At 44.1% G+C, this 23,551-nt stretch carries 19 protein-coding genes; 6 read left to right on the top strand and 13 right to left on the bottom strand.

The window, feature by feature from the left end:
* Positions 1-13: 13 nt before the first annotated feature.
* The 5 genes from aguA to JMX91_RS04030 all read right to left on the bottom strand — a co-directional run bounded on the left by aguA (position 14) and on the right by JMX91_RS04030 (position 6,598).
* Positions 14-1,123, bottom strand: coding sequence for an agmatine deiminase (aguA, locus tag JMX91_RS04050; RefSeq protein ID WP_201547779.1), 1,110 nt, complete (start codon positions 1,121-1,123; stop codon positions 14-16).
* Between the two features lie 68 nt (positions 1,124-1,191).
* Positions 1,192-2,064: an N-carbamoylputrescine amidase gene (gene aguB / locus JMX91_RS04045; RefSeq protein WP_201547841.1), complete on the bottom strand. Its 873-nt coding sequence runs from the start codon at positions 2,062-2,064 to the stop codon at positions 1,192-1,194.
* A 132-nt stretch (positions 2,065-2,196) separates the two neighbouring features.
* Positions 2,197-3,690: a Na+/H+ antiporter NhaC family protein gene (locus JMX91_RS04040; RefSeq protein ID WP_101205679.1), complete on the bottom strand. Its 1,494-nt coding sequence runs from the start codon at positions 3,688-3,690 to the stop codon at positions 2,197-2,199.
* Positions 3,691-3,888: 198 nt separating this feature from the next.
* Positions 3,889-5,253: an NAD(P)/FAD-dependent oxidoreductase gene (locus tag JMX91_RS04035; RefSeq protein WP_265089158.1), complete on the bottom strand. Its 1,365-nt coding sequence runs from the start codon at positions 5,251-5,253 to the stop codon at positions 3,889-3,891.
* 1 nt (position 5,254) lies between these two features.
* Positions 5,255-6,598, bottom strand: coding sequence for a glutamine synthetase family protein (locus JMX91_RS04030; RefSeq protein ID WP_201547777.1), 1,344 nt, complete (start codon positions 6,596-6,598; stop codon positions 5,255-5,257).
* A gap of 466 nt (positions 6,599-7,064) precedes the next feature.
* Between JMX91_RS04030 and JMX91_RS04025 the strand changes: the two genes are divergently transcribed.
* The gene (locus tag JMX91_RS04025; RefSeq protein ID WP_201547775.1) at positions 7,065-7,805 is read left to right on the top strand and encodes a gamma-glutamyl-gamma-aminobutyrate hydrolase family protein; all 741 of its coding nucleotides are present in this window, start codon (positions 7,065-7,067) and stop codon (positions 7,803-7,805) included.
* Positions 7,780-8,514, top strand: coding sequence for a cupin domain-containing protein (locus tag JMX91_RS04020; protein WP_201547773.1), 735 nt, complete (start codon positions 7,780-7,782; stop codon positions 8,512-8,514). The genes JMX91_RS04025 and JMX91_RS04020 overlap by 26 nt, the downstream gene beginning before the upstream one ends.
* A 127-nt stretch (positions 8,515-8,641) precedes the next feature.
* Here JMX91_RS04020 and JMX91_RS04015 read toward each other — a convergent pair whose 3' ends face one another.
* From JMX91_RS04015 to carA, 7 genes are all read right to left on the bottom strand, one after another.
* Positions 8,642-9,958: a glycosyltransferase family 4 protein gene (locus JMX91_RS04015; RefSeq protein ID WP_201547771.1), complete on the bottom strand. Its 1,317-nt coding sequence runs from the start codon at positions 9,956-9,958 to the stop codon at positions 8,642-8,644.
* 150 nt (positions 9,959-10,108) lie between these two features.
* On the bottom strand, positions 10,109-10,981 hold the full coding sequence (locus JMX91_RS04010; RefSeq protein ID WP_201547768.1) for a TIGR03915 family putative DNA repair protein: 873 nt from the start codon (positions 10,979-10,981) through the stop codon (positions 10,109-10,111).
* Between the two features lie 76 nt (positions 10,982-11,057).
* Positions 11,058-12,326 (bottom strand): putative DNA modification/repair radical SAM protein, encoded by a 1,269-nt coding sequence (locus JMX91_RS04005; protein ID WP_057760729.1) that lies wholly within the window; start codon positions 12,324-12,326, stop codon positions 11,058-11,060.
* 348 nt (positions 12,327-12,674) lie between these two features.
* Positions 12,675-13,568, bottom strand: a complete 894-nt coding sequence (locus JMX91_RS04000) for a hypothetical protein (protein ID WP_227679258.1) — start codon at positions 13,566-13,568, stop codon at positions 12,675-12,677.
* Positions 13,569-14,039: 471 nt separating this feature from the next.
* Positions 14,040-14,516 carry a transcription elongation factor GreA gene (greA, locus tag JMX91_RS03995; RefSeq protein WP_057760725.1) on the bottom strand — a complete coding sequence of 159 codons (477 nt, stop codon included), beginning with the start codon at positions 14,514-14,516 and terminating at the stop codon, positions 14,040-14,042.
* A 330-nt stretch (positions 14,517-14,846) separates the two neighbouring features.
* Positions 14,847-18,110, bottom strand: coding sequence for a carbamoyl-phosphate synthase large subunit (carB, locus tag JMX91_RS03990; protein ID WP_102091162.1), 3,264 nt, complete (start codon positions 18,108-18,110; stop codon positions 14,847-14,849).
* A 153-nt stretch (positions 18,111-18,263) separates the two neighbouring features.
* On the bottom strand, positions 18,264-19,505 hold the full coding sequence (gene carA, locus JMX91_RS03985; RefSeq protein WP_201547766.1) for a glutamine-hydrolyzing carbamoyl-phosphate synthase small subunit: 1,242 nt from the start codon (positions 19,503-19,505) through the stop codon (positions 18,264-18,266).
* Between the two features lie 502 nt (positions 19,506-20,007).
* Between carA and JMX91_RS03980 the strand changes: the two genes are divergently transcribed.
* The 4 genes from JMX91_RS03980 to JMX91_RS03965 all read left to right on the top strand — a co-directional run bounded on the left by JMX91_RS03980 (position 20,008) and on the right by JMX91_RS03965 (position 22,971).
* Positions 20,008-20,544, top strand: a complete 537-nt coding sequence (locus tag JMX91_RS03980; RefSeq protein WP_201547764.1) for a gamma carbonic anhydrase family protein — start codon at positions 20,008-20,010, stop codon at positions 20,542-20,544.
* A gap of 159 nt (positions 20,545-20,703) precedes the next feature.
* The gene (locus JMX91_RS03975; protein ID WP_201547763.1) at positions 20,704-21,405 is read left to right on the top strand and encodes an HAD family hydrolase; all 702 of its coding nucleotides are present in this window, start codon (positions 20,704-20,706) and stop codon (positions 21,403-21,405) included.
* Positions 21,406-21,529: 124 nt separating this feature from the next.
* Positions 21,530-22,625, top strand: a protein-coding gene (gene prfB / locus JMX91_RS03970; protein ID WP_102078362.1) for a peptide chain release factor 2 whose coding sequence is annotated in 2 segments (ribosomal slippage) — positions 21,530-21,601 and positions 21,603-22,625 — 1,095 coding nt in all. Because the reading frame shifts where the segments join, the coding sequence is not laid out codon by codon here.
* 61 nt (positions 22,626-22,686) lie between these two features.
* Positions 22,687-22,971, top strand: coding sequence for a pyrimidine/purine nucleoside phosphorylase (locus tag JMX91_RS03965; RefSeq protein ID WP_057760713.1), 285 nt, complete (start codon positions 22,687-22,689; stop codon positions 22,969-22,971).
* Between the two features lie 127 nt (positions 22,972-23,098).
* On the opposite strand, the gene JMX91_RS03960 is transcribed toward JMX91_RS03965, so the two are convergent.
* Entirely contained in the window at positions 23,099-23,551 is a 453-nt protein-coding gene (locus tag JMX91_RS03960; RefSeq protein ID WP_201547761.1) for a GNAT family N-acetyltransferase, read from the bottom strand.

Raw genomic sequence — 23,551 nt, 5'->3', positions numbered from 1 at the left:
CAAGCGGCGTGTTTTAGAGTGACGCTTTGGTTACAGGTTGTTGCTGGGTAATACAATGAATATTACCGCCGCCATAGACAATCTCTTTTGTGCGTACTCCCACTACTTGATGCTGCGGAAAGACTTTTTCAAGCTGCCGGATGGCGAGTGCATCATTTATATCATCATATTGCGGTACGATGACCGCGTCATTACAAATCAAAAAGTTGGCATAGGAGGCGATACAAACATCACCCGTTAGGCGAGGTTTGGCATCATGAGACTGTACAATGTCATAATCGTCGGGCAAGGTCACTGGCTGCTGAGTACAGCACAGCTTATGGACTGTTAGTCGTCTGCCTTTTGCGTCAGTCATATTTGAGAGCTGTTTATAGGCTTTTTGCGTTGCTTCATAGAACGGGTTTTCAGGATCATCCGTGAATAAGCAAACCACTTCACCAGGGCGCGCAAAGCAGGCGATATCATCGATGTGACCTGTAGTCTCATCAGGGTCGATACCATCATCAATCCAGAGCACTTTTTGAACATTGAGATAGGCTTTTAGCTTATCCTCGATTTGCTGCTCATTCAGATGTGGATTGCGCCCCGGGCTTAGCAGACACATACGCGTGGTCAAAACCGTGCCTTCACCATCGACATGAAACGCGCCGCCTTCCATGACAAAGTCATCCGTTCTATAACGCGGAATATCTAGCTGCTCACACAAGCGTTCTGCAATTTTATCATCGTCATCCCATGGTGAATAGAGGCCATCATAGTCTCCGCCCCACGCATTGAATGTCCAATCACAAGCGCGTAGCTCGCCTGCGTCATTGATTAAAAATGTCGGCACGGTATCACGTGCCCACGCATCGTTGCTCGGCATAGAGATAACGTCGATATCATCAGGCAAGCTATCGCGGCACTGCTGATAATCATCAGGATTGACCAGTACGCCAACGTCACAAAAATTGTTAATTGCCAGTGCAACCTCAGCATAAGCCCTCTTGGCAGGGACAGCTTGTTGTCGCCAGTTATCAGCACGGTATGGCCAGACCATCCATACCTTTTGTATTGGCTCAAACTCTGCTGGCATATAAAAGCCATCCTGCTGCGGGGTTGAGTCTGTCAGTAATATAGACATAAAATCACCTTATCGTACACGAGCGACTATAAAAATAGTGGGAGTAAACTAAAGAGACGGAAATCAAATTAACCGTGAGTCAGCAGTGTGCCATACATCGATGGACGACGATCACGGAACACACCCCATTGCTGACGATCGATAGCCAGTTGATCTAAGTCAAAGGTGGCGCTAATCACTTCGCTAGTATCTGCTGACGCTTCTTTTATGATGTCGCCGCGGCCGTCAGTAATGAACGAGCTACCATAGAACTGCATCGTGCTGTCATTGCCATTTTGGCTGATGGTTTCTGTGCCAATGCGATTGGCTGCAATAACTGGCATTAAGTTGGCGGCGGAATGGCCTTGCATACAGCGCTGCCAATGGCCTTTTGAGTCGATACCGAGTGTTGGCTCATCACCAATGGCAGTCGGGTAAAACAGCAACTCGGCACCCATCAATGCCATGCTACGGGCGCATTCAGGGAACCACTGATCCCAGCAGATACCGACACCAATCTTAGCGTATTTGGTTTGCCAAACCTTAAATCCTGTATCACCAGGGGTGAAGTAAAATTTTTCTGCATAAGGAATGCCATCTGGTATATGAGTTTTGCGATAAGTGCCCAGTATCTCGCCATCGGCATCGATCACAGTGATGCTATTAAAGAATGTATTGCCTGATTTTTCATAAAAGCTAATTGGCAATACCACTTCTAACTCTTTTGCTAGTTTTTTGAAATGATTGATAGCTGCATTGTCTTCGACTGAAGTTGCCAGTTTAAAATAATCAAAGTCATGAACTTGGCAGAAGTAGGGCGTCTCAAACAGTTCTTGAAGTAAGATAATATTGGCACCATCGTTGGCCGCTTTTTTGACCAAGTCAGTCGCGGTCGCAATGTTTTTCTGGATATCCCAGCCGCATGTCATTTGCGTGGTCGCCACAGTAACGTTTCGCATGATCTCAATCCTTTTATTGATAGATAAGTAATACTATATATAGATGATAATTCGTATTTACTAACGAACAATTTCTCATCATTCGTTAGTGTATAGCGACAATAGCTAAGTCCATATTGGTTAAGTTTTATCGGCTTAAGCCATCATATAGCCCAATCCTAAGAAGGTCACGACGGACAGTCCTGCACCTAGCATCGCATACGGGAACTGGGTAAAGGCATGCTGCATGGGTGAGCAGCCAGCACCTTGCGCGGCAAGTAATGATGAGTCACTAAAGAAACACGCATGACTACCGAATGATGAGGCTGATAACAAGGCGCCAATCATAAGTGGTGTGCTCACGCCAAGGGCGAGCGATATTGGGAACACGATAGGCATCGCCAATACGTACAGACCCCAGCTTGATGAAGTGGCAAAGGTCAAGAATGCCATGACCGCAAAGATAACCGCAGGGAAGATAATGATGGTCATATAAGGCGTGATAGCTTCAATCACATACATGGTCATACCAAGCTCATCGTTGATTGCTTTTAGGAAAAAGCCACCAATAACGGTTGAGAGTGGATAGAGCATGACTTTAAAGCCTTTAAAAATGGCTTCAACTTGTGTCTCAAAGCTCAAGATACCTTGCATCCAGTAGACAACGACAGTCACAAAACAGGTTAATAACGCCCCGCGTAACAGATCGATTTCAAAGTAAACGGTTGAGACAATCAATAGAATCATTGGAAAAGCAAAGTTAGCGATGTTGGCTTTGAACGACAGCTTACGCTTGGCTTTGACGTTTGATATCAGTTGTTCTTCGACAAATGCTTCAGGAACAGGGTTGCCAGCCTTGGCGCGTTTCTCTGCTTTTTTCATCGGTCCCCAATCGCCCAATATGCCATAAGCAACCAAGAATACAATCAGTAAAGCAAACCAAGCATAGGCCATATAAGGGATAGCGCTGATATAAAGCCCAATGCCTTCGCCATCTGCTGCTACGCCGTTTTCTTCTAGCAGACCTGCAAAGTAAACGGCCCAAGTCGAGATAGGCACGATAATACACATAGGGGCAGCGGTTGAATCGACGATATAGGCGAGCTTTTCACGGGAGACGTTATAGACGTCAGTGAGTTTTTTGACGGAGGTGGATACGGCCAAGCAGTTCAAATAATCATCGATAAAGACCACAACACCCAAAGCAAAAGTGGCCAACAATGACTGACGACGCGACTTGATGATTTTTTGTAGCCATTCACTAAAACCATCTAGGCAGCCACTGATTTCAAGAAGTTGAATTAACCCGCCCATCAGACCACAGACGAGGACAATCCAGATAATGGTCTCGTTGCCCAAAACCATCGACATATTGTCTGCAAAGGGGGAAACCAGATCAAAGGGGTTGAGCATCACAAGGCCAGCGACGCAGCCTGCGATCATAGATTCAAACGGTCGCCTAGAGACAATGGCGGTGACTAATACTAATAATGTGGGTAATAAAGATAAAGCACCCCAAGATTCATCTGGACCACGGCTCATGGATAGCCAAGCAAAGGCCAGATAGATGACGACGGCTACTATTACGGTGAGAAAGACTCGCTTGTTATGATAGTGCCCTTCGACAGCATCATTGAGTTTCATGTTCATACTTGCGCTCCCTGTAGAACCTCATTTTTTAAAACAAACTCTATTCGGTGGTTGATGCTCGACAGCCAGTAGCGAATCAACTTTCTATCGAGCGTCCTATCACAGCAATCCATTACTGTGATAGGTCAAGGCAACAGTAGTTTTTATGATAAAAGCGTTGTCTATGTCGACCGCTTTTATGCACGGTTGGTCATATATTTACAGGCCGGTGGTGTCTTTTAGTGCATACCACCATGAGCCCATGACCGAGTAAGGAACTCGTAGAGCCCTGCCACCTGGGAATGGAATCCAAGGTATCTGTGCAAAGGTGTCAAACTCTTTGGTTTTGCCATTAATGGCATTAGCCAAGATTTGCCCGAACAGATGAGAGCCTGTTACGCCGTGTCCACTATAGCCGTGGGCGAAATATACGCGCTCATGTAGTTTGCCCATTTGTGGTACACGAGAGAAGGACAGGGCAAAGTTACCACTCCACGCGTAATCGATTTTTACATCGCGCAGCTCTGGAAAAATCTTATTCATATTGGGTCTGATTTTGGCCGTGATATCAGCAGGATCTTGACCGCCGTAAACCGTACCGCCGCCAAACAACATGCGTTTGTCTGCTGAGAGGCGATAGTAGTCAAGAATGTAGCGCACATCTTCGACACAGACGTCAGTAGGGAGTAGTTGATCGGCCAAATCGCCCAATGGTTCGGTCGCGATAATCTGCGTCGATACTGGCATTACGCGATCAGTCAGTTTAGGAATGACTTTATTGAGATAAGCGTTACCGCATAGAACGGCTTGCTTACAGGTCACCGTACCAAACTCAGTAATGACTTTAATAGAGTCGTCAGCGTATTCAATATCTACCACTAAGGTGTTTTCATAAATCGTGCCGCCATTTTTTTCGATAGCTGCCGCTTCACCCAGTGCAAGGTTTAATGGATGAAAATGTCCACCTGAATGGTCGATGACGCCGCCTACATAAGCATCTGATTTGATATGCTCTTGAATGCCGTTTTTGTCTAGCATTTCTCGGTCGTGCATACCGTGGCTTTCCCACAGTGCATGTGTCTCTTGCAAGTCTTTTAGCTGTCCGTTATTCAATGCTGCAAAGATGTTTTTTTCTTTCAGATCGCAACTGATATCGTAGTCACTGACAAAACGGCGAATAATTTTGCCACCGCGAGTCACGAGTTGACCGACGAAGTCTGCGCTTTGCTGACCGTAAGATTTTTTGATTTTTTGCAGGCTAGCATTTAGACCGTTGACGATTTGACCGCCGTTACGTCCTGATGCACCCCAACCAATCTGTGCGCCTTCAAGCACGACGACTTCATGATCTGTTTCGATAAGATGTAGGGCAGTTGATAAGCCGCTGTAACCACCACCGACCACGCAGATTTCTACTTGAATATCGTTTTTAAGCGTTGGTCTGTCAGGCTTAGGGTTGCGACTGGCTGCATAATAGCTATCAGGGTATTGACCCTTATCTGAGTAATGCGGGATATTGCGCGTGTTGTTAGAAGGTGGGTTTTGGTTCGTTGCCATATTGCTATTTGGGCTGTTATTTGACATATCAAACATCCTGTAAATAGGTGAGGTATTCAAGGTTGGTCACTTGCTGAGCAAAACGTTTGGCCTCTTGCTTTTTGACTGCAATCAATAGCTCAATCATTTCGCTTGGAAATAGTGAGTCAACCACATCGCTGCTCTCAAATTGACGAATGGCTGAGAGCCAGTCTAACGGTAAGGTTTTTAGTTCTGCTGCATCATAAGTAATGCTGTTAATCGGCTCAGGTGCTTCAAGCTTGTTTTCGATACCATACAGCATACCCGCCAGTACTGCGCTACAAACTAAATAAGGGTTGGCATCTGCGCCAGATACACGGTGTTCGATACGGCGTGCTTTGGTGTCACCGCCAGGGATACGTACAGCTGCAGTGCGGTTTTCATAACCCCATGACACGTTGTTTGGGGCCAATGTACCAGGGGTAAAGCGGCGGTAAGAGTTGACATGCGGTGCAAACAATAAGGTGCAATCTGACATAGTCTTTAGTAGGCCAGCCACGGCATGACGCAACATATCTGAGCCTTCATCTGACCCGTCATCGAATACGTTGTTGCCATCTTTATCTAATAAGCTGCAATGTACATGAAAGCCATTGCCAGACTGTAAGCCAAAAGGTTTTGCCATAAAGGTCGCGGTAAGCTTACGACGAGCTGCCACGGCTTTGACCACTTGTTTAAACAAAATCGCGTCGTCAGCAGCTTTTAATGGGTCATCGACGTGTAATAAGTTGATCTCAAACTGACCACAACCATTTTCAGCCAGTGCTGCATCCACAGGGATATCGAGCTTTTCACACTGCTCGTAGACTTCGTCTAAAAATTCATCGAATTGTAATAGGTCATTGATACTTAAGATGGATGTCTTATTTAGTCTTAGGCCGCTCTTGGGACGGATAGGCGGCTTGGGTGTTTCCCCCTCGGTATAGTCAACCAAATAAAACTCTAGCTCGGTTGCCATCACTGGCGTCAGTCCCAGTGCTTTGAACTTTTTGCTGATGTAGTCCAAAACGTGGCGGGCATCACCGTAGTAAGGCTCATTGTCTTCGGTATATAGCCAAATCGGTAGTAGCGATGAAGGGGCACTGGTATTGAGAAGCGGATAGGCAGCGCGACCAGTTGGACGGGCAATGGCGTCGATATCACCATTGCACTGCGAAGACTCGATGACATCAGCGCCCCATATATCGACACCTAAGATTGACAGAGGTAATCGGATTGCGCCGTTTTCTGCTTTTTCCATTTGATCAAAGGGGATGCGCTTACCACGAAGTAAGCCATTGATATCTCCTGCGGCAACATAGACGTACTCTGTGCTGTTTGCAGATTTGACCATTCCATTGGTTGTCATCATGTCTGTTCTTCCTATGAATTTGTAGAATTACTGGGTTTGTTACTGCTACTACGTTTTGGCTATGGTGTCTAAATTCTCTGCTAGTGGCATTTATAACGAACACTTAATAAATAAGTATTTGATAAATGACGGGTTGAATCTGAGGTGTTTGTACTACTGCTAAATTTTTTATCAATGATATTAGTGACCTATAGACTGTGCTCTTAGGCGTTTTTATTCAGTCTAAAAGTTAAACTATGTTGATTATCATTGCTGCTGACTTTTAATATATGGATGAAAATTATAATTGTCAATTTTTATTTAAAATTATCTTAAAATAACTCAAATGCGGGATTTTAGTACAAATACCAACATTAATGAAGTTTATAGTTTACATTTTACGAGGCGTTGTGTTAAATTTTAGCTAAATAAGGGATTAGACAACATAAACAGCTGAGGTCTAGTTGTTATAACGAGGGAAAATGAGATGAAAAATTCCAGACCTATTATTGCTATTGTGTCTTGTCATAAGATGGTTGACGGACAGCCAGCACAGGCGGTATATCAAAAATACATCGATGCAGTAAACTTTTATGGTGGCAATCCTATACTGCTGCCAAACACAGCTGCCGATAGCGAAAACTTTGATGCCCTGCTCGAAATAGCAGATGGAATCTTATTGACCGGTAGTTATAGTAACGTCGCCCCAACTCGTTATGGCGCGACACATACCGAAGCCAAACAAGACCTAGGCCGTGATGAGCTGAGCTTCAAATTATTGGCTTATGCAGACGAAAAAAGCATTCCGCTATTTGCAGTGTGTCGAGGCTTGCAAGAGATGAATGTTCATTTTGGTGGCACGCTATATCCTGATTGGCGTGATATCGATGGGTTCTATGAGCAGCATTTAGAAGACAATACCCAGCCGCTTGAGGTGCAGTATCAGCCCATACATGATGTCATCATTCAACCTCAAGGAAGGCTGGCAGCATTTGGTGAAAAGTGGCACGTCAACTCATTGCACAAACAAGCCATCAATAAAGTAGGCGAGCGTTTATTCGTCGAAGCGTTAGCGCCTGATGGTCTGGTGGAGGCTATCAGCTTGTTACAACATCCATTTATGATTGGTGTACAATGGCATCCTGAGTTAAATTATGCGCAAGATAGCTTGTCCAAATTTCTATTCACGGAATTTATTCACCATGCCAGAGAACCACAAACCGAATAGCACAACTAAAAGTAAGGCAGAAACTGCTGTCACTGATAGTGATAACATTGAGAACGATGTTGATAGTGTCGATGACAAAAATGCGGCTGATATTGATATTGAAATAGATGATATCGATGATGATGAACTGAATGATTCTGAAGCAGATGAATCGTTGAAAGAAGACATTGGCAAAAAGATTAACCAGCTGCGTCTAGCAAAAGGTTACTCGCAACGTAAATTGGCAAAACTGTCAGGGTTGACGAACACGTCTATCAGCTCGATTGAGCGCAATAAGGTCAGTCCAGCGGTCAATACGTTAAAGGCTATTTTGACAGTATTGGGTTCTGATCTGACCACGTTCTTCAGTGATGAGTGGAAAGAGCCAAAGGCTAGAGTGATTGTAACGCCAAAGGATCTATTAGAGCTCAATGAACCCAATAGCAGAGTGTCGCTAAAGCAGGTCTATAACTGCAGCAGGACAAGAAACTTAGGGTTCTTGATTGAGACCTATCAGCCAAATAGCTCAACAGAAGAAAAAATCGCTCACGAAGGTGAGGAGATTGGTACGGTCATCGAGGGTAAGATTATTATCCGTATCGAAGACAGTACTTACTTGTTAAATCAAGGTGATAGCTATGTGATTGATACCATTCAGCCGCATACTTTTATTAATCCTACCGATAGCGTTACCCGTATCGTAAGCGCCCATACACCGACGACTTATTAAACCTAAGCAAAATTTCGTTGGTTTTAATATTGCCCAGTGATGATTGAACAAAGAAGGCTACTTCCATTTTAGAAGTAGCCTTTTTTGATTGTAGAATTACCTATCGAATAAAACGCTTAGCTTATGGCTATTGATTGTCTTCAGTGGTTTCTACATTATCCGTTGTCTTCGATTTTTCTTTAGTCAGCTTTATTTTTGGATTTTTAGCAACAGGTTCAATATTTTTTACAGCGACGTTGAGCGCAGGTTTAGATGCTTTCTTCAGACTGCGTTTGATGCGTCGAACTGCGATAGCATCTGCTTTTGCTTGTTCTTCGGCAAGCGCTGCATCATGTAAGCTTTGATAGACTTCAAGCGTCTTTTCAATCATCTCACGCATGGTGAATTTGTTGGTCATTTCAGGACGCGTCACGCTCTCTAGCTGATTTCTAACCGCTTTACAGAGCGCATTGGCATTATATTTTTTTACCAGTCCTTGCGGGTAGAGCGGTTGTAAAATCTCGCTAAAGGCTGCTTGATCCCAACCAATGACTGGCGTACCTAAATGTATGGCTTGTAGGGCATTGATACCGATTGACTCGGGCTCATTGGCAAGTGCCATGACAATGTTGGCCGCCGATAGCCATTCTCGCATATCATTACGTTTGCTGCCCACATAGGTAATGCGCTCAGCCAGTCCTAAGCTGTTAGTACGTTGACGAAAATCTTCATGAGCGACATCGCCGTCTTTATAGTCTTCATCCATAATAATAACGTGAATATTGGGGAATTGCTCTTGCAGGTTACCCAAAATATCTATCAGCCACTCTTGTCCGTACTCATTACCGATTACAGTTGGGAATACGAGCCATTTTTTGTGCTCAAGCTCAGGGTATTCGGCAAAGGTATGACGTAACCAATAGACCGACGGATTATGACGATAAGGATAGCGCCGAGTATCGATACCACGATAGATACGCGTGATGACTTTAGGATCTACGTCTTCGATGCGCAGTCCTTTTTTTAAGTATTGAGTGACACTATCAGATACGGTGATTATCGTATCAACATTGAGTAGAGCCTGAGAGTACTTATTAATAGGATAAAAACCATACATGGTCGAGACCAGTTTGGGAAAACGCCTGACGCGTGCGCGGCGCAGTGCCAAATGCAATATCCATGCAGGGGTACGAGAATGTACATGAATGACATCAGGTTCGTACTTTTCTATCAAATGCCGCAGTGCAGAGACTTGCAATAGCGATAGCCAAGACTTTTTATTCACATGTAGCTGATGGTAAATATTGCCATCACGTTTGAGACGTCTAACTAAGTCGTTGTCTTCATCGGCACTGGAGACAATGATAGAGGTATGCTCATTTTTGACTAATGCTCGCCCAAGATGAAAAATGCCGCGCTCGGATTCATCATGCTTTAGAGACGACAGTAAGCGCATAACTTTCATAATAGCGTTGGTCACCGGTTAGTAATATCAATTTGCTATTGTCAGTTAAAAGCGATTAAAACTCAACCATCAAGATAAAAAGATAAGGTCAGACAGGGGGTTTTTAGAATATATAAGTGTAAGACGTGGATTAACAAACAACAAAAGCCGTTAGCGTCGTTTTTGTAAGTGCTCAGCATTGGGCAGCACTTGTTTTTCACTCAAGTATTTCCAGTAGCGCTGCGGGAGATATTGCTTATGTAGCTTAGGGTTTTTGCGCTCTTTGATATTGACGTTGGTAAAGTAACCTTGCCAGAATTTTTGATAGCGCTGTTCATCAGGACTATGGATGCTGGCAGGATTGCGTAGTACCGCATCATCAAGATCAGTGATGGTTTGCAGCTTTGCTGGACGTGATGGCATGCTATTACTTTTATCATAATAGATGCCATAGCCCCGAGTCAGATCATAGATTGCCCAGTGTTGATCCTGATAGCGCTGACGAAAGTGCTCCCCGATGAGTGGCAGTACATTAAAATCAGGCTCTACACGTGCAAAATAAATATCATCAGTCGTATGCTCAAAACGTACAAACGCCTCCATACGATGTTTCTCACGGCCAACTGATTTGACTGTCTGCACTAGTTCAAGCACGTCCAAATTACCCAAATCTTGCATAATTTGACGATTGGGATAGTCGATGGCGTATTTGACCACGCGAAACAATGTCGTACCGATATCGTCCTTCTCTGATAAAAACCCCCATAAGATATTTCGCATGCCTGATCTACCTAATAAGGTATTTAATTTGACCAACACACGCTCGGCTTTATCCTCATCAGTTACCACGCTAGTCGCCTGAGCGATGAGTGAGGGCACATAGCAATCTTGCGCGGTTAGCTTTAGTGACATATCGTTTTGTAGACGATTGGCATAGACATAAAACACAGCACTCAACCAACCTTCAAAGCTAGGCTCATACAGTACAATGCTAGGCGTCAATTGACCGACAGCGTAAGAGTCATTTTGCATAAGTGCTGACATGTTTTTTCCTACATTTCTATCATAAATACAGTAGTCAGATGGCAACTTTCTCTAACACCCACTATCTAGAGCCATTCTAAAATAAAGCCAACTGCCCAGTACGTTGATCGTTAAACTTGGTCTGTGTTTGAGCCAATACATACTGACGGAAATTATCGCGCGTTAAATGAGCAAGGTGTTCGTTTTTGCCAGTGGTCGCGATGAAGTATTTAGCACGGTTGACCGCAGCGCCCATCTTTTTTAGATGGTATAGCGTTAATTGATTGAACTTACGTGCTTTGACGATTTTTTTAGCAGTTTTTGTACCGATACCTGGGATACGCACTATCATTTCATAAGTCGCTGTCTGGATATTGACTGGGAAATGCTCGCGATGGCGTATTGCCCAAGCAAGCTTTGGATCGCAGTCTAAATCTAAAAATGGCGACTCTGGCTCCACAATCTCATGCGCGCCAAAACCATAAAAGCGCATTAACCAATCTGCCTGATACAGACGATTCTCTCGTACCATCGGCACAGGCGTTCCAATCGCAGGCAAGCGATTATCAGAGAGCATAGGTACATAACCTGAGTAATAGACCCGCTTGAGATCATACGTTTTGTAGAAGTGACTCGATAGCTGAATCACCTGCAAGTCAGTCTCGTTACTCGCACCGACAATCATTTGACTGGTCTGACCTGCTGGCGTGAACTTAGGTGCTTTTTTGTGAGTTTTACGGCTTTCACGAATGGTGATGATTTCTTCTTTTACCGTCTCCATCGGTGCTTTTAATTGATCATGAGATTTTTCTGGCGCAAGCAAAGCCAACCCTGATTTGGTTGGAATCTCAATATTGACGCTCAAACGATCCGCATATAACCCTGCTTCTAGCAGCAGTTCTTTTGAGGCACCTGGGATGGTTTTTAGATGGATGTAACCATTAAAGCGCTCACGCGTACGTAAGAGTTTGGCGACTTCGACCAGTCGCTCCATTGTATAGTCGCCACTTTTAAAGATACCAGAGCTGAGAAATAGCCCTTCGATATAGTTACGGCGATAAAACTGCATGGTCAAGTCGACGACTTCTTCCACACTAAACGCAGCGCGCGGCGTGTCATTGCTTTTACGTGAAGTGCAATAAGCACAGTCATAAATGCAGTGATTGGTCAAAAGAATCTTTAATAGGCTGACGCAGCGACCATCTTCGGTGTAGCTGTGACAGATACCTGTTGCTGAGGCATCACCTAGTCCGCCGCCTTGGTTCTTACGAGTACCAGCGGAGGATGAGCAAGAGACATCATACTTGGCAGCATCGGCCAAGATATTGAGTTTGCCCTGTAATCTTTCATAATTGATGTTTGCCATAAGTCGCGTTTTACCAATTAATTATTGAGAGACTATTTTACCAAAATTATCGCTAAGTCATTGTATTTATAGGTGAAGTTAGAATGATATGCGACAACGGTTGTCGTCACAAAAATCTGAATTTTTGGATGTGATTTGAATTTATATAAAGATTTTTTCAGATAATAATCCAATGACCAAACCGCCAACGATACCTGCAATACCGAGTAATAAGAGAGGAATGGCTAGTATCGTGAATACCTGTGCTTGGCTTTTTTCCAAAAAAAGGTCTTGCTGACTAGAGCTAGTCCACAAGACCTTTTACATATTCAGATAGCTGTTAAATAATAATATGCGACAGTTTAATGTTTATTGAACCTTGGCACGTATGACGACGGTTTTGGCCGCATTGGCATCAAAGTTCACCAAGTTCCATTTTAGACCAGAGTAGTTTTCTTGGACAACTACCGTATTACCAACTTGCTGAATGGTTTGATAGCTGTCTCCGCCAGTGGTAGCAAGCGTCGGCAGAGGACTATTTAACGAGACTAACTGGACGCCACTTGGTAATGAGATCATGGCGTTGATGTCATTAACCGGCTCTGCTGTGGTATTGGTGTACGTGGTGTGATACTCAATCACATCACCAGGGGCAATATGATTGGCAGGAACGGCAACTTCACGTCCATCAGCATTTTTTAGAATTTTCATGACTTTGGTGTTGGCATTGACTACGCCAGGCGTGCTAAAAGTTGGGGTCAGTTGCAACGTATCCAAAGTTGTCGTCGTTGTCGTTACTTGATTGGTCACTGGCTGCTGCATAATCACTGGCGGGGTGACGTTGGTTGCGACAGGTAGTACTTGCGTCACGCTGCTGGCAGGCGTGGTAATCACATCTACTTTAGTGACCTTATTGGTAATAGAGTTAGTCACTGGTACGCTAGTAACGGTCGTCGTACCTTGTACAACAGGAGACTGACGCACGACGTAGCGTGGCACAGTGGTCACCTGAGTTACCGCGTACGGCATGCCATCCTGCATGGTGATACCGTTTGGCGTCGCCGTAATCGTAGCAGTTTTGCCATCAGAGTATTGCTCGACAACAGTGGTGCTACCGCTCGCAGATGAGCTAATGGCAATCTCAGGGGCAGCATTGGCCGATGATGCGGCCAATACAATACCTGCTAGCAATGCAGACATAGCTGCATTTTGTGCCATAGTCGTTTTAGCAGTTGATGCTTGAAAACCATCGTTCATAATCATAAAAGACTCCTCAAAAATAATAGTAAGTAATACAACAATAGATAATGCTTAGATAAACAAAACCCCCGCTAAATGACACCGAAAAATATGCCAAATAACGAGGGTAGTAGTGCTGATATTAGCCTATGTATGCGATCAGACCATCATTATTTTTAGTAAAAGCGCCGCAATACTAACTTGTATAAAAGCTATTCAATCCTAAATATTTCTTATTGAATAAACTTAATATTGAAGCTGTTGTGCACTCAAACTCAAATAATTATGCGCCAAAACAAATCATGGATAAAAGCAGCATTGTGTAACCGAAACGGTATAAATGCTATCTATGTGTAGTACAGCTTTCATCTATGGAATTGCATAACTAAGTAGTCAGGCGCAATCATTGTCATAGAAGCTACTATCTAAAAGTCATTTCTCGAACTGTCTACAATTGAGAGTATCAAAACTCTAGATTAGAACGCAGTGTAGCTATTAGTCGTATATAACTTTCATGACTTCATATTCAACCACGCCTTTTGGCGTTTCGATGCGTACTTCGTCGCCTTCGAACTTACCAATCAAACCACGAGCGATTGGTGAGTTGACTGAGATTTTGCCAGCTTTAAAGTCAGCTTCATCGTCGCCAACGATTTTGTACTGTTTCTCTTCTTCGGTGTCCATGTTTTCGATCACGACGCTAACACCAAACACGATACGGCCTTCTTTTGGCAGTGTCGAAGGATCGATGACTTGAGCGCCACCAAGTTTGGCTTCGATGTCACGAATACGTGCTTCACAAAAACCTTGTTGCTCGCGGGCAGCATGGTATTCAGCATTTTCTTTCAAATCGCCGTGTTCGCGTGCTTCAGCAATCGATGCTGTGATGCGTGGACGGTCGACACTTTTTAGCTGTTTTAATTCGGCTTCTAGAGCCGCGTGTCCTTGCGGAGTCATTGGGTAACGTTGCATGTTTTTTCCTTAAACCAATAACACCACACCACCTCATATTGAGATGGTGTCAGTGTTGTTGCAATGGATATAAAATATAAAAGAGTGATAATTAAGACGATGTAATGAATAAGTTGGCTATCATTTATGAGTGTATCTCACCTCAATTCAAGCATAGGCGCCCTTAAGCTTACGTAATAAAAAGCATAGTCGCAATTTAGCCACTATGCTTTTTAGGTCTATCACGGTAAAGGTATCGTTCCTCAAGCATGGTTGGCTATATTTAAAGCAAACAACGATACTTGAGTGAGCTTTTAGGCAAGCCTAACGGTTATGCTTAATCTACTGAAATTATTCAGCCACGTCAATAGACTTTGCTTGCTCATGCAAATCTTGTAACTTATAGACATCAAACGGTAAGTCAATCGCGTAAGATTTGCAGACGGCATCAGCGGCACCTAACGTGGTGACGTAGAATACTTTGCCCTGTAGCGCACTACGGCGAATAGAGAACGAATCCTCTTGAGCTTGCTTACCTTCAGTGGTATTGATGATAAGGTCGATTTTGCCATTTTTCAAGGCATCAACGATATGCGGACGACCTTCAGTGACCTTGTTGATTTGTTGACTTTCGATACCAGCGTCACTCAGTACTTTTTGCGTGCCAGTGGTCGAGACAATCTTAAAGCCAAAGTCTGCAAGCTGACGAGCAATCGGAGCGATTTGGGCTTTATCACTGTCACGAACTGAGATAAAGACGGTTTTTGTCTCGCCTTCAGTCGGTAAACCTGGCAGACGCTCGTTACTACCGATAATGGCTTTGTAAAATGCTTCGCCAAAGGTTTTGCCCACGCCCATAACTTCGCCCGTTGATTTCATCTCAGGACTCAAGATTGGGTCAACACCTGGGAACTTAGCAAATGGGAATACCGCTTCTTTGACCGCATAGAATGCTGGAACGATTTCAGTGGTAAAGCCTTGATCTTTAAGTGAAGTACCAGCCATACAGCGAGCAGCAACCTGTGCTAAAGAAGTACCGATACACTTAGAGACGAACGGTACTGTACGCGCAGCACGTGGGTTCACTTCTAGGATATATACAGTTTCGCCTTTTACCGCGAACTGTACGTTCATTAGACCGATAACGCCTAGCTCTTTTGCCATAGCGACTGTCTGTGCGCGCATCACATCACATAGCTCTTTAGACAGTGAGTATGGTGGTAGTGAGCATGCTGAGTCACCTGAGTGAACACCAGCCTGTTCGATATGCTGCATGATACCGCCAATGACGACATCAGTACCATCACAGACACAGTCTACGTCGACTTCGATAGCATCATCTAAGAAACGATCTAGTAGGACAGGCGCTTCGTTCGATGCTTGTACCGCAGTACGTAGGTAATGTCTTAGCTCGTCTTCGTTATAGACGATTTCCATCGCGCGGCCACCTAATACATAAGATGGACGTACAACCAGTGGATAGCCTACGTCTTTGGCTTTAACCAAGCCGTCTTCTAAGCTGGTTGCTAGTGCGTTTGATGGCTGTACTAAATTCAGCTGCTGAATCATGTGCTGGAAGCGTTCACGATCTTCGGCACGGTCAATTGCATCTGGGCTAGTACCGATGATTTTAACGCCTGCTGACTCTAGTGCACGAGCAAGTTTCAATGGCGTTTGACCACCGAACTGTACGATCACGCCATCTGGATTTTCGATACGAACGATCTCTAGCACGTCCTCTAATGTGATTGGCTCAAAGTATAGACGGTCAGAAGTGTCATAATCGGTTGAAACCGTTTCAGGGTTACAGTTAACCATGATGGTCTCATAGCCGTCTTCACGCATAGCAAGCGCTGCATGCACACAGCAGTAATCAAACTCAATACCTTGGCCGATACGGTTAGGGCCGCCACCGATAACCATGATTTTCTTTTTGTCTGTTGGGTTCGCTTCACATTCGCTATCGTATGTCGAGTACATATAGGCCGTGCTAGTAGCAAACTCTGCTGCACAGGTATCGACACGCTTATAGACTGGATAGACGTTTAGATCCCAACGCTTTTTGCGTAGCTGCTTTTGTGAGATACCAAGCAATTTAGCCAAACGCAAATCTGACAAGCCTTTACGTTTAAAGCTACGTAAATTCTTCTCGTTCAATCCACCAAAGCCAAGTGATTTCACAGTGGCTTCTGTTTTAACGATGTCTTCGATCTGTACCAAGAACCATGGGTCAATCTTAGTAAAGTTAAACACTTCATCGACACTCATACCGACACGGAATGCATCAGCAACGTAGTAGATACGCTCAGGTGTTGGAATGGTTAGGCGGTTGATGATTTCGCTACGCGCTTTTTCGGCGCTTACTTTTGACAAGTCAATTTGCTCGTCAAAACCATCCGCACCTGTTTCCATACCGCGCAATGCTTTTTGCATAGACTCTTGGAAGTTACGACCGATCGCCATCACTTCACCGACCGATTTCATCTGAGTCGATAAGATATTGTCTGCTTGTGGGAATTTTTCGAAGTTAAAACGAGGTATCTTAGTCACAACATAATCAAGCGCAGGCTCAAAGCTGGCTGGTGTTTTGCCACCAGTAATGTCATTTTGCAATTCGTCTAGCGTATAACCAATGGCCAGTTTCGCTGCGATTTTGGCAATCGGGAAGCCAGTGGCTTTTGAGGCTAGGGCAGATGAGCGTGATACACGTGGGTTCATCTCAATGACGACCATACGACCAGTATCAGGATTGATACCGAACTGTACGTTTGAGCCGCCTGTTTCAACACCGATCTCACGCAATACTGCTAATGACGCATTACGCATGATTTGGTATTCTTTGTCGGTCAAGGTCTGTGCTGGTGCGACGGTGATTGAGTCACCTGTATGTACGCCCATTGGGTCAAAGTTTTCAATGGCACAGATGATGATGCAGTTGTCATTTTTGTCACGAACCACTTCCATCTCGTACTCTTTCCAACCGATGAGTGACTCATCGATGAGTAGCTGATGGTTTGGTGACAGATCAAAACCACGCTCGCAGATTTCAATGAACTCATCGCGGTTATAAGCGATACCACCGCCTGAACCACCCATCGTAAATGATGGACGAATGATACACGGATAGCCCATTTTTTCTTGAGTCGCAAAGGCTTCTTCCATGGTTTCAGCCGTTTCAGCGCGAGGGCACTCAAGGCCGATACGCTTCATGGCTTTATCAAACAAGTTGCGATCTTCTGCCATCTCGATTGAGTCTTTGGTCGCGCCAATCAACTCGCAGTTATACTTAGTCAATACGCCGTGCTTGTCTAGCTCTAGCGCACAGTTTAGAGCTGTCTGTCCGCCCATCGTTGGCAAGATTGCATCTGGACGTTCTTTGGCAATGATTTGCTCAACGGTCTGCCAAGTAATCGGCTCGATATAGGTCGCGTCAGCCATGACAGGGTCGGTCATGATGGTCGCAGGGTTTGAGTTGACCAAGATGACGCGGTAGCCTTCTTCTTTTAGTGCTTTACACGCCTGTGCGCCTGAATAGTCAAACTCACATGCTTGGCCGATGACGATAGGGCCTGCGCCAATGATAAGAATGCTTTTTATGTCGGTACGTTTTGGCATAGTTAGAGCTACCTTCGTTTGGGTGATAATTTGAGTAATCTTTATTTTTGATAACGCTCATGGCGTCTTATGCTTGCAGTGCTTTATTTAATGCCGCTTGAAGCGCTATGGACGATTCAAGCGTTTACTTATTATGTAGTTATAATCAACCGTTTACGCTTGGGCAGCTTTAGACTGTTCCATCATATCCGCAAACTTATCAAACAATGGCGCGCAGTCATGTGGACCAGGGCTGGCTTCTGGGTGACCTTGGAAGCTAAATACAGGCTTATCGGTCAGCTCGATACCTTGGTTGGTACCATCAAATAGTGAGCGATGAGTAGATTTAACGTTGTCAGGTAGCGTGTCTTCATCAACCGCAAAACCATGGTTCTGACTGGTAATCATAACCGTGCCATTCGCCAAATCTTGTACTGGATGGTTGGCACCATGATGGCCAGTTTTCATTTTGATGGTATTTGCACCGCTAGCCAGACCAATCAGCTGATGGCCTAAGCAGATGCCAAACGTTGGTACGTCAGTTTGCTCAATGATGTGGCGTACCGCATCGATTGCGTAATCACAAGCTGCAGGATCACCAGGGCCGTTTGATAAGAAGATGCCATCTGGGTTCATTGCTAGCACATCAGCGATAGGGGTCTGTGCTGGTACAACCGTTACGTGACAACCGCGGTCGACGAGCATGCGTAGGATGTTGGTTTTGCTACCGAAGTCATAAGCGACTACGTTGTATTTAGAATCGATGTGAGTGCCGAGTTGCTTAAAGAAGCCGCCAGTACCGCTATCATGACTACCAGGGATATCGCGGTTGAGTAGGGTGTCTGATAAATCCCAGGTACCCGCTGTCCACTCGAAGTTCTCTTTAGTACAGCATTCTTTTGCCAAGTCCATGCCTTTTAGACCTGCAAATCCTTTCGCTAACTCAATCGCTTTTTGCTCATCGTCGCTACTGATCGTCTCGCCGTTTGAGGCAGTCATGATACAGCCGTTCTGTGCACCTTTATCACGTAATAGACGTGTTAGCTGACGGGTATCAATTTCAGCGATAGCCACTGTCTCATTACGCTGTAAATAGTCGCTAAGTGACTCTGAGTTACGGAAGTTAGAGGTTACCATGGTGGCATCACGGATGATAAGACCGTCTGCCCATACTTTATGGCCATTGCCAGATTCTGTGTCCTCAGCGTTGGTGCCTGTATTACCGATATGAGGGTAAGTCAAAGTCACCAGCTGGCGGGCATAACTTGGATCGGTTAGGATTTCTTGATACCCTGTCATGGCTGTGTTAAATACCACTTCACCAATACGATGACCTAGGCTGCCGATACTGACACCGCGAAAGATTGTACCGTCTGCTAGTGCCAAAATTGCTTGTATTTCTGCCGATGAATTCAAGGATTGCCTCCGCTGTTATTGGTGAGTGCCATCATGTTTTGTTGGACTAAAATTGCTCCGTATCCTTTTATTTACGGCATTTGACTGTTGTCATATAAAAGTAAAAAAAGGGCGATACACAAAAATTTTCCACAAAAAAGCGAGAAGACATTATTGATGAAAACTACAAAACCCACTAGATAGTGAATAGGTAACTTGCATCATGTCCGCTCGCTTAGGCACAGATTTTGCGTATTATATACAAAATAGACGGTTATAGCTAGCCGATTTACTGGATTATTAGTCATTTCATAGCTAATAATGAGGACTTTATAAAGATATTAACTTTATAAAATAGCCTAAGCAAATACAAGCTACCTTTTCTTTTATCAAAATCAACATTAAGCGTATATTAATAGCGCTGGATTTTCGCAGTTGGCTTTGCCACAATGGACAGCGCAGCGCTAAACCCAATTTTTATGATCGTTTGTTATAACAATAATGAAGATGACAAGGAGTCGTTATGATTTATCAGTATTTAGACAAAACCCCTGAGTTTGCCGCACCGTTCAACGGTTGGGTGGCAGATTCAGCGCAAGTGATGGGCGATGTGTATTTAGGCCATCAAGCCAATATTTGGTTCGGTGCAGTGATACGCGGTGACAACGATCGTATCCATATCGGTGACTATAGTAATGTACAAGAAAACAGTGTGATTCATACTGATGCAGGTATCAAAGTCACTATTGGTAATTACGTGACTATCGGTCATCTAGCTATGCTACATGGCTGTGAAGTCGGTGATAACAGTCTGGTTGGTATTGGCGCTGTGGTACTTAATAATGTCAAAATCGGTAAAAACTGTCTGATAGGGGCGAAAGCCTTAATTACTGAAGGTCAGGTTATTCCAGATAACTCGCTAGTGATGGGCGCGCCTGCAAAAGTCGTCAAGACACTGACCGATGAGCAAGCAGCAATGCTAAAAATGTCAGCGCTACATTATGCTGAGCGTTGCCAGAAATTTAAAACTGGCTTAACAGAAATAGCGATGCCTGACTAAGGGTAAGTAAACGAGCTAAGTTTAAATAGATAGACGATAGGGCGCATACTTATTTCATTTACATGCTGTTTAAGTGATACGGCTCAGCCTTAGTAGATAACTGTACCCAATTTTATTAAACGATTCATATTTCTTCGCAACCAACGATAAGGTCTCACCATGCAGGCAAATCAAGCACAAACAAAACAAAAACAACTGGCATTATTTGATTTAGATCATACATTACTTGATGTCGATAGCGATTATCTCTGGGGCGAGTATATCGTCAAGCATGACCTTGTCGATGAGGCGCAGTACCGCACTGCCAATCAGAAATTTTATAATGACTATATTGAAGGCACGCTAGACGCGACAGAGTACAATGAATTCGTTGCGCAGTTTTTAAGCAGTCTGCCGCTTGATAGACTGGATGAGCTAAGAGAAGACTATATCAAAAGCGAAATTGAGCCGCATATTCGCCCAAAAGCAATGGAAGCGTTGTGCCAGCACATTGAGCAAGGGCACGATGTAGTGATTATTTCTGCGACCAATGATTTTGTAGTATCCGCCATTGCTAAGCGGTTTGGTATAGAAGAAGCCAATGTATTGGCAACGCCATTAGAGATCAAAAACAATCGCTATACAGGTAAGCTAACTGACAGACCAAACTTTCAAGCGGGCAAGATATACCATTTGGATAAATGGCTAAATAAACAGCAATCCTCTGGAATCACGTTTGAAAAGACGTATGCGTATTCGGATTCCAAAAATGATATTCCGTTACTCGAATGGGCTGATGTGGCCGTTTGCGTATCACCTGATGATGCGTTACATGCGCATGCTTTGGCACATCGCTGGGCAGTAGAAGATTGGTCGATCTAGGCTGTCCAATCTAGTAATAGTAACAACATTGGCAATAGCGATAATTAGTGAACCGTTTAGTCTCAATCTCATTTAAAATAGCACCACATGCGTTATTTATTTTATTAGAAAAACAGGAACATTTATGGAAATCAATCCGTATCAAGAACAAATTAAAGATTTATCAGAGCGTGGGCAGGATTTGCGGAGGTATCTTTGACTTCGATGGTAAGCAAGAACGCTTAGAAGAAGTCAATTTGGAATTAGAAAACCCTGAGCTATGGAATGATCCAGAGCGCGCGACCAAGATTAATAAAGAAAAAAGTCACCTTGATGGTGTCATCGATGTGGTAGTGTCACTTGAAACTACACTAGAAGATGCGTCTGCTATGTTAGAGTTGGCAGTTGAAGCAGAAGATGAGTCATTGCTAGCCGATGTGCAGAGCGAGCTAGATAGCGCTGAGAAACGTGTTGCTGATTTAGAATTCCGCCGGATGTTTAGCGGTGAGATGGATCCAAATAACTGCTACTTGGATATTCAGTCAGGTAGTGGCGGCACTGAAGCGCAAGATTGGGCTGAAATGCTACTACGCATGTACACGCGCTGGGCAGAAGCACATGGTTTCAAAGTAGATGTTATTGAAGTGTCATCAGGTAGCGTGGCTGGTATCAAGTCGGCAACCATTGAGATTAAAGGCGATTATGCGTTTGGCTGGTTGCGTACCGAGATTGGTGTCCACCGTCTAGTACGTAAGTCACCATTTGATAGTAATAATGGTCGTCATACGTCGTTTGCTGCGGTGTTTGTGTCGCCTGAGATTGACGACAATGTCGAGATTGATATCAATCCAGCGGATTTGCGTATCGATACCTATCGCTCATCAGGAGCGGGTGGTCAGCACGTAAACACGACAGATTCTGCGGTACGTATTACCCATGAGCCGTCGGGCGTGGTAGTGACCTGTCAGAATGAGCGTAGTCAACATGGTAACAAAGCCACGGCGATGAAGATGCTACGTGCTAAGCTCTATGAGTTAGAGATGCAAAAACGTATGGAATCACAGCAAGCAGTCGAAGACGGTAAGTCTGATGTCGGCTGGGGCAGTCAAATTCGTTCGTACGTGCTCGATGATTCACGCATCAAGGACTTACGTACGGGTGTTGAGACCTTTAACACTGGTGCGGTGCTAGATGGTGACCTCGATCAGTTTATTGAAGCGAGTCTAAAAGCAGGATTGTAAAAGGCTGTTTTAAATAAGCAGCCGTTTTAAAATAGTAACCAATATTTAATTAAGGAAAATTATGCCAAGCGTTAATAATTATTTTGATGATAAAGTGACTTCTATTGCTTTTCAAACGGCTACTAAGCCTGCAACTGTCGGCGTCATGGAAATTGGTGAGTATGAGTTTGGCACCAGTGAATTTGAAACCATGAGCGTGGTGAGCGGTGCATTGACCGTAAAATTACCAGAGAGTGATGAGTGGCAAACGTTTAACGCTGGCGAGCAGTTTACCGTTGAAGCTAATCAGAAGTTCCAAGTAAAAGTAGACGTCGAAACCGCTTATCTATGTGTATACGGTAAATAACGACTTCTAAGTTATAGCAGTATCAAAACGAAAAACGCCAAGTATTTTATGCTTGGCGTTTTTTTATGCATGTTTTTTAAAATAGGCATGAACTTTAATAAAGCAGTCAACACAGGGTTAATTAAAATTATAGGTTTTTACGATACTGCACCATGTTGGTCAAGCTGGCGATATTGTCGTATAGCTTACGTGCAGATGTATTATTTTCTTGCGTTACCCAATAGACACGGTTGCAGTTTTTCTCATTGGCAAAAGCATATACCGCTTCGATCAACGCACGTCCAACGCCTTGACCGCGCATATTTTCACTCGCGTATAGATCTTCTAAATAGCAACAGTCAGTAGTGTTCCAAGTATTGGGGTGCAGCACGACATGGGTAAAACCTACCAAGATATCATCCTTCCATGCTCCAAATCCATAAATAGGGATATCGTTGTTAAGCAGGTTGTGCCATGTCGCATCAATTATGCTCATTGGTAAACTGGTCTCATAAAATCTGAGATAATTTTGCCATAAATTTAACCATGAAGCGTAATCTTTGTGAGCCAGTAGCTTAATTTTTACAGATGAATGTTTCAT

Source organism: Psychrobacter sp. Pi2-1 (genome assembly GCF_904846645.1).
In the GTDB taxonomy this organism is placed as follows: domain Bacteria; phylum Pseudomonadota; class Gammaproteobacteria; order Pseudomonadales; family Moraxellaceae; genus Psychrobacter.
Note: the sequence above shows the minus strand (reverse complement) of the source record. Positions and strands in the feature narration are given on the sequence as shown.